Annotated in this window: 18 protein-coding genes and 2 pseudogenes; 5 read left to right on the top strand and 15 right to left on the bottom strand. The window is 43.6% G+C overall.

The window, feature by feature from the left end; genetic code table 11:
- Positions 1-210: 210 nt before the first annotated feature.
- The 11 genes from LI164_RS06455 to LI164_RS06405 all read right to left on the bottom strand — a co-directional run bounded on the left by LI164_RS06455 (position 211) and on the right by LI164_RS06405 (position 10,284).
- A complete protein-coding gene (locus LI164_RS06455; RefSeq protein ID WP_227086916.1) occupies positions 211-1,134 on the bottom strand; it encodes a S1 RNA-binding domain-containing protein in 924 nt (307 codons plus the stop codon).
- Between the two features lie 19 nt (positions 1,135-1,153).
- Positions 1,154-3,124: a VirD4-like conjugal transfer protein, CD1115 family gene (locus tag LI164_RS06450; protein ID WP_022415647.1), complete on the bottom strand. Its 1,971-nt coding sequence runs from the start codon at positions 3,122-3,124 to the stop codon at positions 1,154-1,156.
- Positions 3,114-4,172 carry a hypothetical protein gene (locus tag LI164_RS06445; protein ID WP_226861986.1) on the bottom strand — a complete coding sequence of 353 codons (1,059 nt, stop codon included), beginning with the start codon at positions 4,170-4,172 and terminating at the stop codon, positions 3,114-3,116. The genes LI164_RS06450 and LI164_RS06445 overlap by 11 nt, the downstream gene beginning before the upstream one ends.
- 157 nt (positions 4,173-4,329) lie before the next feature.
- Positions 4,330-5,031, bottom strand: coding sequence for a DUF6100 family protein (locus LI164_RS06440; protein WP_117603938.1), 702 nt, complete (start codon positions 5,029-5,031; stop codon positions 4,330-4,332).
- A gap of 6 nt (positions 5,032-5,037) precedes the next feature.
- On the bottom strand, positions 5,038-5,565 hold the full coding sequence (locus LI164_RS06435; protein ID WP_005333543.1) for a DUF5697 family protein: 528 nt from the start codon (positions 5,563-5,565) through the stop codon (positions 5,038-5,040).
- Between the two features lie 328 nt (positions 5,566-5,893).
- Entirely contained in the window at positions 5,894-6,742 is an 849-nt protein-coding gene (locus LI164_RS06430) for a MerR family transcriptional regulator (protein WP_005333545.1), read from the bottom strand.
- 132 nt (positions 6,743-6,874) lie between these two features.
- Positions 6,875-7,405 (bottom strand): hypothetical protein, encoded by a 531-nt coding sequence (locus tag LI164_RS06425; RefSeq protein WP_005333547.1) that lies wholly within the window; start codon positions 7,403-7,405, stop codon positions 6,875-6,877.
- A gap of 2 nt (positions 7,406-7,407) precedes the next feature.
- A complete protein-coding gene (locus LI164_RS06420) occupies positions 7,408-8,583 on the bottom strand; it encodes a helix-turn-helix domain-containing protein (RefSeq protein WP_227086904.1) in 1,176 nt (391 codons plus the stop codon).
- A gap of 314 nt (positions 8,584-8,897) precedes the next feature.
- Positions 8,898-9,074: a hypothetical protein gene (locus tag LI164_RS06415; RefSeq protein ID WP_173793482.1), complete on the bottom strand. Its 177-nt coding sequence runs from the start codon at positions 9,072-9,074 to the stop codon at positions 8,898-8,900.
- 15 nt (positions 9,075-9,089) lie between these two features.
- A complete protein-coding gene (locus LI164_RS06410; RefSeq protein WP_117605762.1) occupies positions 9,090-9,638 on the bottom strand; it encodes a hypothetical protein in 549 nt (182 codons plus the stop codon).
- A gap of 1 nt (position 9,639) precedes the next feature.
- Positions 9,640-10,284, bottom strand: a complete 645-nt coding sequence (locus tag LI164_RS06405) for a helix-turn-helix domain-containing protein (protein WP_117605763.1) — start codon at positions 10,282-10,284, stop codon at positions 9,640-9,642.
- A 312-nt stretch (positions 10,285-10,596) separates the two neighbouring features.
- On the opposite strand from LI164_RS06405, the gene LI164_RS06400 reads away from it, so the two are divergent.
- The 5 genes and pseudogenes from LI164_RS06400 to LI164_RS06380 all read left to right on the top strand — a co-directional run.
- Positions 10,597-10,794, top strand: coding sequence for a DNA-binding protein (locus tag LI164_RS06400; RefSeq protein ID WP_117605764.1), 198 nt, complete (start codon positions 10,597-10,599; stop codon positions 10,792-10,794).
- A complete protein-coding gene (locus tag LI164_RS06395; RefSeq protein WP_117605765.1) occupies positions 10,795-11,889 on the top strand; it encodes a site-specific integrase in 1,095 nt (364 codons plus the stop codon).
- Positions 11,873-12,244: a hypothetical protein gene (locus LI164_RS06390; RefSeq protein ID WP_117605766.1), complete on the top strand. Its 372-nt coding sequence runs from the start codon at positions 11,873-11,875 to the stop codon at positions 12,242-12,244. The genes LI164_RS06395 and LI164_RS06390 overlap by 17 nt, the downstream gene beginning before the upstream one ends.
- 30 nt (positions 12,245-12,274) lie before the next feature.
- Positions 12,275-12,652: a TnpV protein gene (locus LI164_RS06385; RefSeq protein WP_117605767.1), complete on the top strand. Its 378-nt coding sequence runs from the start codon at positions 12,275-12,277 to the stop codon at positions 12,650-12,652.
- Between the two features lie 306 nt (positions 12,653-12,958).
- Positions 12,959-13,399 (top strand): annotated as a pseudogene (locus LI164_RS06380) (plasmid recombination protein); the annotation flags it as partial.
- 142 nt (positions 13,400-13,541) lie between these two features.
- Here the strand turns inward: LI164_RS06380 and LI164_RS06375 are convergent.
- The 4 genes and pseudogenes from LI164_RS06375 to LI164_RS06360 form a co-directional block, all read right to left on the bottom strand.
- The gene (locus LI164_RS06375; protein WP_227086903.1) at positions 13,542-14,117 is read right to left on the bottom strand and encodes an MT-A70 family methyltransferase; all 576 of its coding nucleotides are present in this window, start codon (positions 14,115-14,117) and stop codon (positions 13,542-13,544) included.
- Positions 14,117-14,569 (bottom strand): SpoVG family protein, encoded by a 453-nt coding sequence (locus LI164_RS06370; RefSeq protein WP_227086902.1) that lies wholly within the window; start codon positions 14,567-14,569, stop codon positions 14,117-14,119. Before LI164_RS06370 ends, LI164_RS06375 begins: the two co-directional genes overlap by 1 nt.
- Positions 14,570-14,607: 38 nt before the next feature.
- A complete protein-coding gene (locus LI164_RS06365) occupies positions 14,608-15,471 on the bottom strand; it encodes a VirB6/TrbL-like conjugal transfer protein, CD1112 family (protein WP_005361084.1) in 864 nt (287 codons plus the stop codon).
- Positions 15,472-15,481: 10 nt separating this feature from the next.
- Positions 15,482-15,565, bottom strand: a pseudogene (locus LI164_RS06360) (Maff2 family mobile element protein); the annotation flags it as partial.
- Positions 15,566-15,600: the final 35 nt, after the last annotated feature.

Below are 15,600 nucleotides of genomic sequence, written 5' to 3'. Positions count from 1 at the left end.
CCTTGGATACTAGAGGGCAAAATCGAAATGCATCCGTCTTTCCGGTTCAGTAATACCGAATCAGTATAACACGTTACCGTTTTCAGTACAATAAGGTAATGGTCTGAAAAATACTTTATTCTGTCACCTTATGTAGCTGTATCGTGAGTATTTGCTGGACTAATTGGTGCTGTATATGAAAAAAAGCTATTTAAAAATAAGGTGGAAGCCTTATATGGTCTGCTTGATGATGCGGGTGATGATGCCGAGGGCAACATTACGCTCTTCATCAATATGCGTCACCACAAAGGATACCTGATCCTTTTTCCCGACTGTCCGGCTGTCATAGCAGGAGTGGGCAATGGCATTGACACCGATGGAGAGCCGGACAAAGACGGTGCCTTTATGGATGTCTTCCACAGTTCCGGCGTATTTTCCCTGAATCTTACATTTTTTCATGTTTTCCTTGCTGGTGTTGCCTTCCACACTTTTGACATCTGCGTGGACAATGACCTGCTCCGGTGAGTCTGCCCGCACATCCAGGATGCGTACCAGGATGTGATCGCCTACCTGGAAGCGTTCTCTGGCATCACCCATCCAGTCGAAGGACAGGTCTCTGGCAAGAATGGAGGTTTCCACACCGAAAATTTCTGCCCGGACTACCTTTTCCGCAACAGCAATGACTCTTGCCTGCACGATACGGTCTTCATAAACTTTCGGCATTCCGGAAGCATCTTTATCCAGATAGAAGATCTGGCGTTTCTTCAGCATCGCTTCTTTCCGGCTGGCGACAATGCTGCGTGTCTTCGGATCTAATCCCTTAATCAGAAAATCAATCTCACATCCAAGCATATTGTTGAGGATTTTGTTCTGCCGCAGAGCAAGCTCCCCATAATCGTGTGCTTCATCCTGCATGAGATGGATCATCATCTCAGTTACTGGGATGACAGTACGGAAATCCTTGTAGTAAACCACGGCAATGAGGCTGCCGTTTTCTGTTTTCTCGATACCGCCAAGCATTCCGGTTAAGATCCGGCGGGGACGGTAGGCATTCTGGATCTCATGCCAGGTAAGGTCTGAAATGGACTGGGCTGTTTCCAGCTTCGCATCGGAATCCAGAGTTAAAATAGGTGTGTTGGTTGTTTCGTTTGGCATCATAGTGTCTCCTTTCAAATTATGACATGATAGAATCTTTATCTAAAGGAACCATGTCTGTGTGATCCGAATAGTTATCTGCTGAGAAGTCATCCGGGAAATCGTGATAGCCAGGTTCCTGATAAACGCTTTGCTGGTCAAAGTGCGGTTCAGCTTTTTTCTTTTTCTGCTTTCCATAAGAAGCGGTTTTTTTCGGGTGGGAAGCAGGAATAGTTGGAGTGTACGTATATTCTTCACTACATGCTCCTTTTCTCCATTCCGGAATATGTTCGGAAGCCTTCCGGGGAATGAGTTTTTGGGCATCCGGGTGCAGGGTGTAATCGTATTTTTCTACCTGCAGTACCTTCTGACCACGCAGGATAATCAGTGCAGTATCCAGCGGGAGCCGCAGGATCTCATCCGGAGTTAAGAGCTTTCGTTTCCCGATGGATCTGGTCTGGCGGTATTCCGGTGTATAATCGGATACCCTCCAGCTATTTAATTGTTTGGCTTCGCTGCTGACACCAACGGTCACATCACCGGAGCGGTTAGAGATAAATGTAGCAGTTACCTCATCCGTACAGCCTAAAAATAGCTGAGTGTCGCAGTTCCCGATGATTTCCTGCCATTGGTTTAAGGGATACCGGTTCTGCATCTGAGGCAGGTTTTGGAAAATGCAGGAAATACTGAGGTTTCGACTTCGGATCACGGAAATCTTTTTGTTGAGCGATAGGATTGCTCCCGTATTCGCCAGCTCATCAGCCAGGATATGTACCGGAACCGGCAGTTTTCCATCTTCCCCATAGGTGTCTGCATAACGGACCAGTTTGATAAATACGAAGGTCATAAACAGGGAAGAAAGAAAATCAAAAGTGCTGTCTTGATCCGAAGTGATGCAGAAGTATGCACATTTTTCTTTTCCCGGCAGCGTCAGGTTGATCTCATCATAGGAAGTGATCTGGCGGATCAGCTTGTTCTGGAATACCTGAAGTCTGGAACCGAGTCCGATGATGACGCCGGAACGTACCGTGTCACTTGCCTGCTTATAGATGCAGTAGGGGACTTTTGCCGGATGGGAGACCGGAAGCAGGTCAAAGAGGCTGTTCAGTTCTTTTTCCGAACTCATGGTCAGGAGTTTGTATACCTGTCCGATATTCTTTGCCTCCGGTGGGAATCCCTGATCCACATAGAGAATCAGAGCTTTTAATAAGTTCATCTCGGCATTGTCCCAGAAGTGATCGCCTTTGGCAGAACCGGTATTCTGGATGATGACATCAGCAAATACCTGTGCCATGGTTTCCTGTCCGCCAATTTCACCCAGACAATTCCAACTATCCGAGTTTTCCGGGTTTACAAGATTAAAGGATTTCACGATATATCCGGCATTCTCAAGGTAAGTGGCTGTACTTTCGTACAATTCCGATTTTGGATCGGTGATGATGAGGCTTTCCCCGCGGGCAACACACTGGAAGATCATGTTGCGTGCAAAGGCCCGGCTTTTCATGGAACCGCTGGCACCGTAAACGGCAATATTCCGGTTCATGCGGGTATCCTTCGGGAGACAAACGGCTTTTCCGTTCAGTTTTCCAAGAATGGTTCCCTTGTGTTTCTTGACATCATTCGTAAGCTCCAGTACCTGATGCATTTCCTCCAAAGTCATAAAACCGGAAGTCCCATAGGTTCCCTTTGTGGAATAATTCAGGTTCCGGCCCCGGTCTGTTATTTCCCCGTTTCGGTCAAATCCCATACGCATGAGAAGGAAGGTCAGGAGTCCAAAAGCTGCCAGACATAGAAAAATCCCATACAGATTGTACGGGAAAGCAGTCAGGGCATCCAGACAGGCGAGCGGGTGCGGGGAGGGGATCTGCGGGGCAGTTCCGTTTCCGGCAAAATTGCCGGCAGATTCCCAGGTCTGATAGTTGCGGATAAATTGAGCAACATAGCCTCCTGCATAGAGGGTGCAGAAGGTGATCGGAAGCATATAAATGAGCTTCCACCATTTACGGTTCATGTAAAAACCCCCTTTTGAATTTGCAAAGGTCAATACTGGAGAAATGGATTGTGGCAGTTAAGTATTTTTTCAGGACCGGAATCTGAAAATCGAAACAGATCAGGTTCCCGGATCTGCCGTATACATTTAAGCCGGTATTGAACCGGTTGATTCGCTGCATGTCAAAATCATAAGCAAGAAGGATGGGGTTCCCGGAAGCATCCGTGGCATCATGTTCCAGTGGAATTGAATCGCTGCGGCAGCCCAGATCGGACAGCAGGAGGTTGTCCAGCTTTTCCATGATCTCAGGGTGAACCAGCAGTTTTAAAAGCACTTCCCCTTCCGGAGTATTGGGAAGGTAATGGAAATGCTCGAAGGAGGTGTCCAGCATAAACAGGCTCTTTTTGTAGCCTCCGGTACTGGTAAACAGCCGGAAAGCCATTTCCATGTCGGTTCCGGTCATGATTGCCCGGATCTGTGGATGTCCGTTGTAAGGGTAGCCTTGCAGGTAATGCTGCAGGAAGGCGTTTAAGCGGACTTCCGTTCGATATTCCCATTTCAGGACTCCGTTTCCCGTGTTATAAAGGACATAGACACATTGCGGTGCCATCAGGATGCCCATGCTGCGGGAGTTCCTAATCTTCGTGGTCTCCGGGCCCAATTCCTTAATTTCTCTGGAAGCGTAAAAAAGAGGAAGGCTTCGCATACCGATGGAACCAGCTTCGCGGTGATTACAGAAGATGTCAGGTTTTACATCCGGATAAAAGGGAATCCCGGCATGAAGGAGTGTCAGATACGTTTCGGCTTTCTGATGTAAGCGGATACGTCGGGATACTTCACTTCGGATGAGGTTCGTCTCGGTATTGCCGGTCAGATAGCACTGGAAGCGTAGCGGCGAGACAGATAACAGCATCTCTTTCGCAGCTTTTGTAAGACGGTAGCCTCTGAGAGCATCCCGGTAGTGGGTACGGATGAGGTGTTCCGCCTTCAAATCCGTAATGAGTTTTTCCGCATAGGAGGCACTTGGGATGAGTCTGTTTAGCTGGTCTGCGGGAAATTCCCCGCACATCCCTATCATTTCCAGTAAGCGGTATTTCGTAGTGTCAGGTCTTATCAAATAAGCATCACCTCAATTCAGTTCTTACCCATGCAAGCCTATACTTGGGTAAATCTCCGGTGGTTTGGAGATAAAAAAAGCAAGAAAACAAAGTTCCCTGCGGTGGTTCTTACCGATGTCGGATTTCTGCCTGAGAAGTCAGGAGATTTTCCGACATGCTTTCGTGATGATTTTTCTGGTTCTGCAGCCATTTCGGAAAGTCAGCTTTTTCCATAACCGATACCAGTGTACAGTCCTTTAAGCCAAGCTGTGTCGTGTAGTAGGAATCACAGAAAAAGCCGCTGTCATCTGTCAGAACATAAGTACAAAGTGTATCCAGAATCTGTTTAAACTCCAGATTGTCATAATCCCGGATACGTCTTTGAGGAAGTTCCCTGTCATATATTTGACTGAAACATATCACGCAGTCACGATAGAGGGGCAGGGCATTTTGTTTTACATACTCCCGAAGCATATAATTAAGCGGTTCATGGAGAAATGCAGTGTTTGTGTGGACTCTTCGTTTCGGAAGCAGTCCGGGAAGCGTAATGGTGAGAATCCCCTGCTGTTCTGCAATCCGCATTCCCTGTGCATCTGCCGCTTTGGAAAGATAAGCTGCTTGATTTGGGGAGAGAGCCGGACAGACAAGGTTACGCATCTGGCAGGCAATCCGCTCCGCCCGAAGAGCAGCACTGACGCTCAGTTCCTCAAAATTTTTATCATAATTCTGGATATCAGTGACCTTCAGAGCGTAAACGGTATTCGTCAGTTTTTGCAGCTCCCCTTCCAGTTTTTCAAGCCGCTGGTAAATGGTTGGTGTATTTTGCGTCATAATAACCTACTTTCTCATGTAGTAACTGACAGCACCGGATTCATTTACAAGGCAGTAAGCGGCTACATCATCAATGGTGATTTTGGCAGCCTGGCTTTCGGATTCTAAGACAATCAGGCGTTTGGAACCATGTGATGGGATACTTTCCATCACATGATTGATCAGAGCCTCCTGTTCTTCACCGATATAGATGATTTCGTATTGTTCATCTTGCGAAAAGAAATTGAGCTTGATTGGAAATTCGCCACTGGTGTGGTATACAACACCTTTCTTAAAATCCAGCAGTACCCAGAAGCATGTAATTATAGCATAGTCAGGATTCTCAGCAGACTGCTGGCTGTCACAAAGAAGGTCATGCTCTTTATCGTAAATGATGCGCCCTTGTTTGATGAGGCTGGTAATCAATGACTTGATAGACTGCTCATGTCGGGAGAAAAGTTGTAAAACCTGGTCATACCTCAGAGTATGGTAAGTGGTAATGAACCGTAAGAGCTTGGCTCCCTCTCCTTGATAGATTTCGTTCCTTGTTTTCATGATTGACTCCCTTCTATATATAATAGGAAACTTTATACATATGGCTGTACGTACAGGATACGTTTGGTATTGTAAGTATAGTGTACGTACAAAGTACATAGAACCTGCTGTCAGCGATTGAATTTACAGGTACAAAAAAAGCACCATCTATGGGTGCTGGAAATAAGGAAAACTATAAGCAATACCTATTGTAGCATGGGTAATTTTACGCTTCAATCGCAGAAGCAGGTCATTTCTGTGCCATTTTCACTGGTTGGCATAAAAAAAGCAGGAAACCATTTTGATTCCCTGCATGGTGTATTGTTGTGCTTTTGTGTAGTTCTAATGATTACTTGTCTTTATAAAATGCTTCGAAAGCTTGTGCGAAGAATTCGGCTGTACCATTGCCGTATTTTTCATCTATCATAGGTTTGATTTTTTCATTACGGTAATATTGAGCCTGTGCAACCATCAGACCGTGTTCTTTCTTTATCTGTGAAAGTTGTTTCATAAGAAAACCGTATTCGGAAACAAGTTCTCTTACTTCAGAAGAATCTGGTGAACATACTTTTTTAGCTGCTAATTTGTATAAAAGATTGTCAAATTGTTGGTTGTAACTTTCTGCAGCCTCTTTGCTAATAGGATTGTTGGCAACAGACAGGAATTGCTCTTTTCCTCCATACCACTCAACAACTTTAGCATAGCCTTTCTGCATTTCTTCTGATGAAACTGTCTTAATATAATGCTTTTTCCATTCTTCAATGCTTCCAAACTCTTTTACAGCAAGTTCTTTCATATTGTCAGGCATATGTTCAAACATAGTTTGGAACATTTCTTCAACTTCCGTTTTACTAAAAATCGCAAAATCCATTTTATTCTCTCCTTTCAGGATATCATCAATGCTGGCAATCAGATGTTCCATACGTTCTTTCTTTGCTACCAACATTTTTCTCTGCATTTGCAAGATCTGGTTCCTTTCAAGAGCAGGATTCTCCAGAACAGCTTTGATTTCTTTCAAAGGAATGTCAAACTCACGGAAAAACAGAATCTGCTGTAATATTTCCAATGCCCTATCGTCATAAAGCCGGTATCCCGCATCACTTTTTTGTGTTGGTTTTAAAAGCCCGATTTCATCGTAATAGTGAAGCGTGCGAACGCTGATACCTGTAAGTTCTGATATTTCTTTGACTGTCCTCATAGTTGCTGACCTCCTGTTCCTGATAAGATAACTGTACGCTATGACGTTCCGTGAGAGTCAATATATATTTTGCATTTTTTAGTATAACATTTTTATGATATTACGAAAAGCCGAGGAGATAGGCGATATGTATTACTCTGGAAAGAACTTGTTGAGCGTATCCAATGTCTCTTTTGCAGTAAATCCCCAAAGGATGGTACTGAGTGCTTCAATCGCAGCCCTGCGTTTCCGGTAATAGGTGCGGTAGGAAATATTGGTGATGTGGTGAGCCAGCTTATCCAATATCTCATCTGTATTTTTCATTTCCTGTGGAGAGAGAAAAGCGTAGTAGAGAATCCAGTAATACTGTTCCCCATGCTTGTGATTGTTCCGGAGGAGATCGATGGATGATTCCAAAAGCTTCAGCATCTGGTTGCTTCTGGCAATACTTTTTGCCCGTTGTTCGATGTCGCTTCCGGTAAGATCAGCCCCGGCAGCATAGATGGAGTCCAGAAATTTGTCGATGTCATTGTCGTATTGGAGCTTAAACTGGTGCTCCATCTGGTGTACGACTACCTTCAGGCTGTAGGTTGCATCCCGGTATCTGCGTAAAAACTGATAGGTGTCGTGAAAACGTGGATCTTCTTCGGGTGAAGGAAATCCCTGTGTATTGCGGTTTGCCATGTCTATTCCCCCCCTTTCAGTGCAGAAGGCTCTGCCACGGCAGGCATCTTTTGGGCAGACTCATCCCCTGGACTTACGGACAACTCAAACCGATAAGCGGCATTTCCGTAGGGACAGATAATATTTATATTAAATGTATTAAATATATCTTTGCAGGCTGATAATGGAGATAATATATAGCGGGTTTTGGAGCAGTGGCAACATGGAATCCCTTGTGAATCCAATAGTTCTGCGACTTTTTGCACGATAAATTTCATGTGTGAATCTGGAACGCAGGAATCATTTTTTGTAACGGTGATTTGTGAGTCTGTGACAGTTTCTGAAACGCTAACAGAAGCAGAATCCTCAATAGTGATTTCTTCAGGTACATGGATTGGTAATTGCATCTTCATAGCGATCTCCTCCTTGTCAATCATAACGTCGCTGATATTAAACATCACGGACAGGTAATTGTTGAGATAAATTACGCTTCCGTGTTTTCCTGTAAATGAGATAAGTGTAATGTATTCTTTTTCCTCCAGTTTCTTCAAGAGTCGTGATACCGATGCCTTTGACAGACTCCACCTTTCACCCAGTTCATTAAAGCTGGTAAGGGGATTTCCGGTATTATCCCGGTAATAGACAATGGGACCGGAATCAGATCCCAGGACAGAGGAATCGTTGTAAACTGCATGAATCCACAGATCCAGAATAACATCCATTTCCGAGCATTTTCCAATGCCAATTAGTTCGTGAACTTTGGCAATCGGGAAAAAGAAAAACCCTGTATCTTTTTTACAGGGATAGTTGTATTCCAATACGGTATTGTCTTTGGGCCAGTCTGATATTTTGAATTTGACCAGGCGGTTTTTGCCGAGAAGAGAGTAGGTAATGTAATTCTGCTCTTCAAAAAATCGAAGGATGGACAACGCTTGATGTTGGAAACGGCAGCGAAACCATTCCTGAAGATCTGTGACTGTGCAGATCCACTCTCCTGGACCAATGGTATAGGTAATGTGTTCCATCCGGCGGTAGGATGTGCGGTAATTTGCATAGGAGCATAATACCAGATAATAAAAAAGAAAAGAGCCCCCGGTAGTTCGGATGCTCTTGGTAGTGATTAAAGTTTGTATGAAGTCACGGTAAATGCGACAGCGTGGAAATTCCACGATTTGTTTGAGTTCTAATTTGTAATTCATGGTGATCTTCCTTTCAAAGTATATTTAATTGTAATCGGACTTTTCATAGTGTTGGTATCAAGAAGAAGCCGATGGAAGTATAGCAAGTAGTCGTGTCACTCATTGCATTTTTATTGCATTTTTAAAATTTAGATTATGTGGCTATGTTGCTCTTAACTGGTTAAAAAGCCTTTAAAATCGTCTATATGCGTTAATACTCCGTACTGTCTGTCTGGAGTTTGAATAATACAAATGAGCCAAGAAATGCCGAATTTACGGCGTTTCTTGGCTCTTGTTTTTTGGTGTGACAATCAAATGACAATAATTTTGGGAAATTATTGATTGGATTCGCTGGAAGAATTATCTCCACGATGTTCATAGTTCCAGGTGCTTTGACCATGTGAAAGATATTGAGAAGTGTCATTTTGTGTTGAAGATGGAACTACCACATCGCTAGGTTTTGTATCTTGACCAGCAGCAATAGTATTTAAAAAATCTTGAATATCGTCCATTAGTAGGCCTCCTTTCTATGCAAAAATCAATAGAATATATTCTAAAAAACTGAATGAAACTACGATGCTCATAAGTAAAGTCACTATGTATATTTTTTTATATGCTTTCTCAAGTGCTTCATTATTGCTCAAGACAAATTCTGTGTACTGCTTAACAGCGAGCATGTTAGCTTGACTAGAAGGTTTATTCCATAAGCTGTAGTCTATCAATAATTTTGGATTAAAACGGTGTAATTTGATTGGTCGTAATCCAATAACAAGTATAAGCATAGAAGAAATATAACACAAGCTTATTATTATAAAGAGCACAATACATAATACAAATATAATGCCAGATCTTGTTGTCTGCGGGAAAGAAAGTGTTACCAGTTTATCTAGCAGAGTTAATATGAAAGCAAAAAATACACTACAAAACGTAATCATTATATAGATTTTATTATCGTATTTGTTTGCACGTTCTGTAACATGTCTGTATTCCTCAAGTGCTATTTCTAAACATTCGGCAGAAGAATCATATGACATATTTGGTGTGTCAACTTTATCAATTTTTACAGTGTATTCCATTTTAATCTCCTTTCTTCGGTTTCCTTTTCCTCTTCACATAAGAGAAATCCGGAAACAGGTCTTTTAACAATTCAGCAGTTTCTTCTGCATCGTTATCCTCATTCATATTCTGAATCAGTAGTTGGTCGTCATCATCAAGATTCAATGAGACAGTGTACTCTTTATTCGGGTCTGTTGGGTTCATTGGGTACTTTATCTCTTTGAGATAATATTCCGTTTCTGATATTTTATCATCTTCCAGCTTGTCTCGTAAACGTGCCCAATACTCAACCATCTTTCGAAAGTTATCAAGGTCTTCCTGTGGACGGGGACCAGCACTTGGAAGCCGCTCTTCAAATTTAAAGCAAACTTCCCCGTCTTTCATAGTAGGTCGTAGCCCGTATGCCCATTCAATGTCAAACAGCACGTGAAGTGCACTGAATATATTTGCTACATCAGGGTCAGATAATGCATAAAAGCTGACTCCTAGATTGTTGGCAATATTTAATAAAGTCGCTTCATCAGGATATCTGTTTCCAAGTTCATAGTTTCTGATAGTGGATTCGTTTAATCCACATTTATCTGCTAATTCCTTTTGCGTCATGTCAGATGCAATTCTGAAATTTCGAATCAAATAGCCTACCCGGCTGGTGAATTTCTCGCCCATTTTAACTGCTCCTTATTCGTGGAATGAGTGTTGTAGCATGCACGGAGACACGGGGTACAAACCATGCATCGTACATTAATACTAAATACGTTTTCTGCGAAGGCAAAAACTCGAAAAACCTTCGGTTTTCCTCGTTCGCGTGCGCGTTCTCATGGAGTTTTGCCTTCGCGTACATTATATCATTAACAGTACAAAAGTGAAATGTTTTTTTGCAAAAAAGTATTGACAGTACAAAAATGAATTGTTAATATAATGCGCATCATAACCGTTCAGAAATGAACTGTTAAAACAAAAGAGAGGAGGCATTTGCTTATGGAGAACAAGAGATTTTTAACAGCGCAGGATGTAATGGAAATGCTGGGAGTTTCACTATCGTATTCCTATAAACTGATACGACGGCTGAATGCGGAACTTGAGGCTGATGGATTCGTGACAATAAAAGGGTGTGTCAGTACACAGTATTTTATGAAACGAATCTACGGGCTATCTACGGATAAGGAGGTGGGATAGATGGCGGTTATCAAGAATAATAAGACTGGAATGTGGGAGGTGAGAACCTATTATAAGGATTTGACCGGAGCAAGGAAACAGAAAACCAAGAGGGGCTTTGACAAGAAGAGCGAAGCCCTTGAATGGGAGAGAAATTTCAAGCTGAAAGAGGATCAGAGTATCAGTATGAGCTTCAAAAGTTTTGTGGATATTTATCTGACGGATTTAGAACCAAGAATAAAACGCAATACTTTCCTGACAAAGAAGCACATTATTGAGACAAAGATTCTGCCTTATTTCGGGAAACGGAAACTGGATGATATTAGGACCTCGGATGTCATCCAGTGGCAAAATGAGATTATGAAGTTGAAAAAGGATAATGGGGAGTTATTCTCCCCTACCTATCTGAAAACTATTCATAATCAGCTCAGTGCCATATTAAATCATGCTGTAAATATGTATGGTCTTAAGGATAATGTGGCACGAAAAGCCGGAACTATGGGCAAAGAAGAAAATAAGGAAATGGAGTTCTGGACACAGGAGGGATTTCAGGCATTTTTGGAGTGCGTGGCAGATAAGCCTATTTCCTATTATGCATTTGAAATACTTTATTGGACTGGTATTCGTGAAGGTGAGCTGCTTGCCTTGACACCGGGTGATTTCAATTTTGAAAAGAAAACACTTCGGATAAACAAGTCATATCAGAGACTGGAAGGCAAAGATGTAATTACAGACCCGAAAACACCAAAGAGTAACAGAACAATTGTTATGCCGGATTTTCTTGCTGTTGAGATGGAGGATTTCATAAGCAGTCTTTATGGAATAAGGGATGATGACAGAATTTTCACCATTTCAAAAAGTTATCTGCATCATGAAATGGATAGGGGTGCAAAGCTTGCAGGAGTGAAGAAAATCCGAATTCATGGATTACGACATTCTCATATTTCTCTGTTGATTAACTTGGGATTTTCAGCATTGGCAATAGGGGAAAGAGTCGGGCATGAGGCGGTTGATATCACATATCATTATGCACATTTATTTCCAACGGTGCAGACGGATATGGCAGCACAACTGGAAACAGAAAGGGAGGCGTTGGTCAATGTCAGAAAAGAATAGAGATGATAAAAACAGATGGCGTAATGTGACAATCGCATTTCGTATGTCGCCGGAGGAAAATGAAGAACTGAATAACAGAGTGAAGCTCAGTGGATTTCGTACCAAGCAGGATTATATTATCCAGAGTGTTCTTCATCAAAAGGTGGTTGCCACAGGCAATCTGTTGATGTTGGTACAATTCCGGCAGAACCTGCAAAGGATTGAGCATGAGCTTGAGAGGATAGAAAAGGCATCGGATATGGATGGGGAGTTGCTTACTCCCATCCGTTCCATGCTGGAAATATTGGAAGGCTTCAAGGAACAACCGAGAACATTGGCGGATATGAAACACCTTACAGTACCAAATGAGGAATAACAGATATTTTATATAAAGGAAGTGGCGGCTATGAGCGAAGAAACATTATTTGAAAAATTAGGCGTGAAATACATAGAAAAGGACGGCATCTTTTATCCGTTGATTGCATTATGTTGCGAGGAGAAAAGCACAGATGTTGGGAAATATGGTCACATGTGGATTGATTACATACGGACGGAGTATCCACAGCGATACAAAAGTCTGGTGCGGTTTGACGAATTACATGATAAGGCAGCAGAGGTAAATGAGGTTGCCTATGAGCTGCTAGAGGAAATTGAAAAGGAATGGCTGAGCGAACATAAATCCAAGCAAGCAAATTCTTTTGTGGAAATGTACCGGCTACGAACACAAGCAAGAATGATAGCAGAGGAGGTAGTTCTGCATGATGTGGTGAACTGTTTTCATTAGGAACCGGCACGGGTATTAAAGGGGCTGTGTATGGTAAAGGATATGCCGCATATCTGCGGCTCATAAGCTCCCACAGGGGAGCTTTATCTGGCTCGCAGAGCCGTACAGCCACTCCGGCGAGGAGCGCAAAACCCGCTTGCGGGTCTGCATTTTTGATGGCGAAGCTGTCAAAAGTGCTTTTGCGTTACTTTTGACAAAAGTAACAAAACCTTCCCAAGGAAATCTGCTGTTTCGTGCCGTATCCGGCACTCATTACGGATAAGAAGGTGGTGCCTATATACATACCAAAAGAGGAGGATTTTGACAATGGAAAGAACAATCAGTTTCATGAATGGAGAAGGTTCCATCGGGCACAACACTAGGAGATTTATAGCTGACAATGTAGATGCCAGCCGTACCAAGAATAACATCACTCTTATCCATGAGGATATTAAGCAGGCTTATCATAAATTGTTTGACAAGGCACTTAAGGAATACAATGCAAAACAGAAACGCAAGGACAGGCAGATTAAAAGTTATTATGATAAGATTTCCCGAAGCAAGCAGGAAAAATTATTTTATGAGGTTATCGTTCAGATAGGCAATAGGGATGATACCGGAGTAGGTAGTTCTTCTGCAGAGGTTGCAACATGGGTGCTAAAGGATTATGTGAAAAAGTTTCAACTTCGCAATCCACAGCTTTATGTGATTGGTGCTTATATTCATCTGGATGAGGAAACACCACATTTGCATCTGAATTTTATCCCTTGGGTATCCGGTTGCAAGAGAGGATTGGAGACAAAGACAAGTCTTAAGGCGGCACTTGCTACCAGAGGATTTGTAAGTGAAGGAAAAGGCAATACCGAATGGAGGCAGTGGGCGGAGGCAGAGAAAGAGGATATTGCTCTTATTATGAGCCGGTACGGAATTGACTGGAAAAAGAAAGATACACACAATAAGCATTTATCCGTACTGGATTATAAGAAGCAGGAGCGGGCAAAAGAAGTGGCTGCACTTCCACTCTGGGCTGATCGCCCATGAGTTTTACGATCTTATCCCGCACCTCGTCCGGTTTCTTGCTGTGCTGCTCAATATGGGAGATCACAAACTGATGGATTCCCGCACACTGGCGTTTCGGACGGCCTCTGGTTGCCAGCAGGCAGACCTCCGCGTTTGAGCGGGTCCAAAAGCCCATGCCATAAAACCAGCTATCCGCTTTCCGGTTCTGTTTGAGCCATAGAAAAGCCAGCGTTTTATATTTGAATCCCCAGGCATCGATCACCCGGAAGGCTTCATTGAGCTGCGGGAAGGTCGCCCACAGAAAAAGGGCACTGTCTTTTGCGGCAAGTTCCGATACCGGCAGGGCACAGATTTCTTCAATGCTCATTGTGGGGTAATGGTTTTCCGCAACGCCGCTTCCATGTTTCCTGTCATAATGCCAGGGCGGATCGGCATAGATAATGCCGTACTGTTTCGTTTCCGGCATTAGCGAGCCTGCTCATTCTTAGATGTGGCCGGTTTGGCCGGCTGTTCTTTGACCTTACCGGCATTTTCTTTCAATGCACCGGTCAGGGAAGGTTTTTCCGCTGCTCCCTTTGTCGCTTCAAGAGTTGCCTGCAAATTTTCAATAGCCTGGCCGTACCCATCAATGAGAGCATCGTTGAGCTGCTTGCGGAACTCTGCCGTAACCGGCCAGCAGACATCTTTCCAGTTGCCGCCCTTATCCTGGGTTGCGGGCATATTGACATACAGCCCCTTTTCACTGGAACAGATACGGAAGCCGTCGATCTTAAAGCATCCGCCAATCGTAACATTGGCAAACGCCAGCAGGTTTCCCATTGGAGCGATCGGACGCACGCGGACATCCAGCTTCATGCCGTTTGCCATTTCCGGCGTCTGTGTCTCCGATGCCATTTTTTCTGTATTGGTTTTACTCATATATGAAATCCTCCTTTTTAGAATTGGTTTTGTTCATGCTATCTTGCATTAAATATGGATTTGGATAACGAACCTGTCTTAAACAGGGCAAAAGCCAGCAGTACCGTATAACCCGCCGTTCCCCAGATCGCACCGTGCACGTCGCCGGACGATGGGATAGACTGGACCAGCACTGCATAAATGGCGACACAGATCAGGATCAAAAAACCCTGAAAGCCTAGGGCAAAAAGGGAACGCAGATACCCGGTTCCCATTTGTCCCCATTCCCGGTTTGCCATTGTGGAAAACGGGATCGGTGCAAGACTCACGGTTAAATAAATCTCGATCATACGGCCATATACAATGACAAAGATCACGATGGACAGTACCCACATACACAGATTGATGATGTTGGTTTCCAGCCACAGTCCAATCAGTTCCCACATTCCCATTGCTTCAAGCTGGGTTTCCAGGTCAGATAACGCCGCCTGCACATCCAGGTTCCCGTTTATGACACCGGCACTTTGCGACACCACATTTTGGGCCACATCAAAGACCGCCATCACAATCGTAAAACAGTTGGTGAGCAGGTAAGTGGCAACAAAAGTCTTGAAAATCCACTTGAAGATGTTGAATGTATCGAATTCGTGCATGTTGTTCTTTTCGAGAATCATCTGGATCAGTTCATACACCAGAACAAAGGTAAGGATCATGCCCGCAATGGGAATGACGACGGTTTCCGAAAGATTCTGGATCATGGAAAACACGCCGCCATTCCAGCCCTGCGGGGTCTGTCCTACCTGATTTGCCACATCCGCAACCTGGTTGTTGACGGAGTTGAAAATACTGGTGTACTGTCCGGTGATCGCATCGATCAGTCCCTCTTTAATCCAGTCTGTTATCCATTCAAACAGACTGCCCATAAGTCAGCCCTTAACCGAACAGGCCGGAAAGCAGCGGAATCAGCGTTGCACCAACCAGAGCGATACCTCCGCCTGCCATAAGCTGTTTTATCCCCAATTAGGTGTAAAACTCTGCTCGATGGCGGGCGG

Source organism: Dorea sp. 210702-DFI.3.125 (genome assembly GCF_020560945.1).
Taxonomy (GTDB): domain Bacteria; phylum Bacillota; class Clostridia; order Lachnospirales; family Lachnospiraceae; genus Dorea; species Dorea formicigenerans.
Note: the sequence above shows the minus strand (reverse complement) of the source record. Positions and strands in the feature narration are given on the sequence as shown.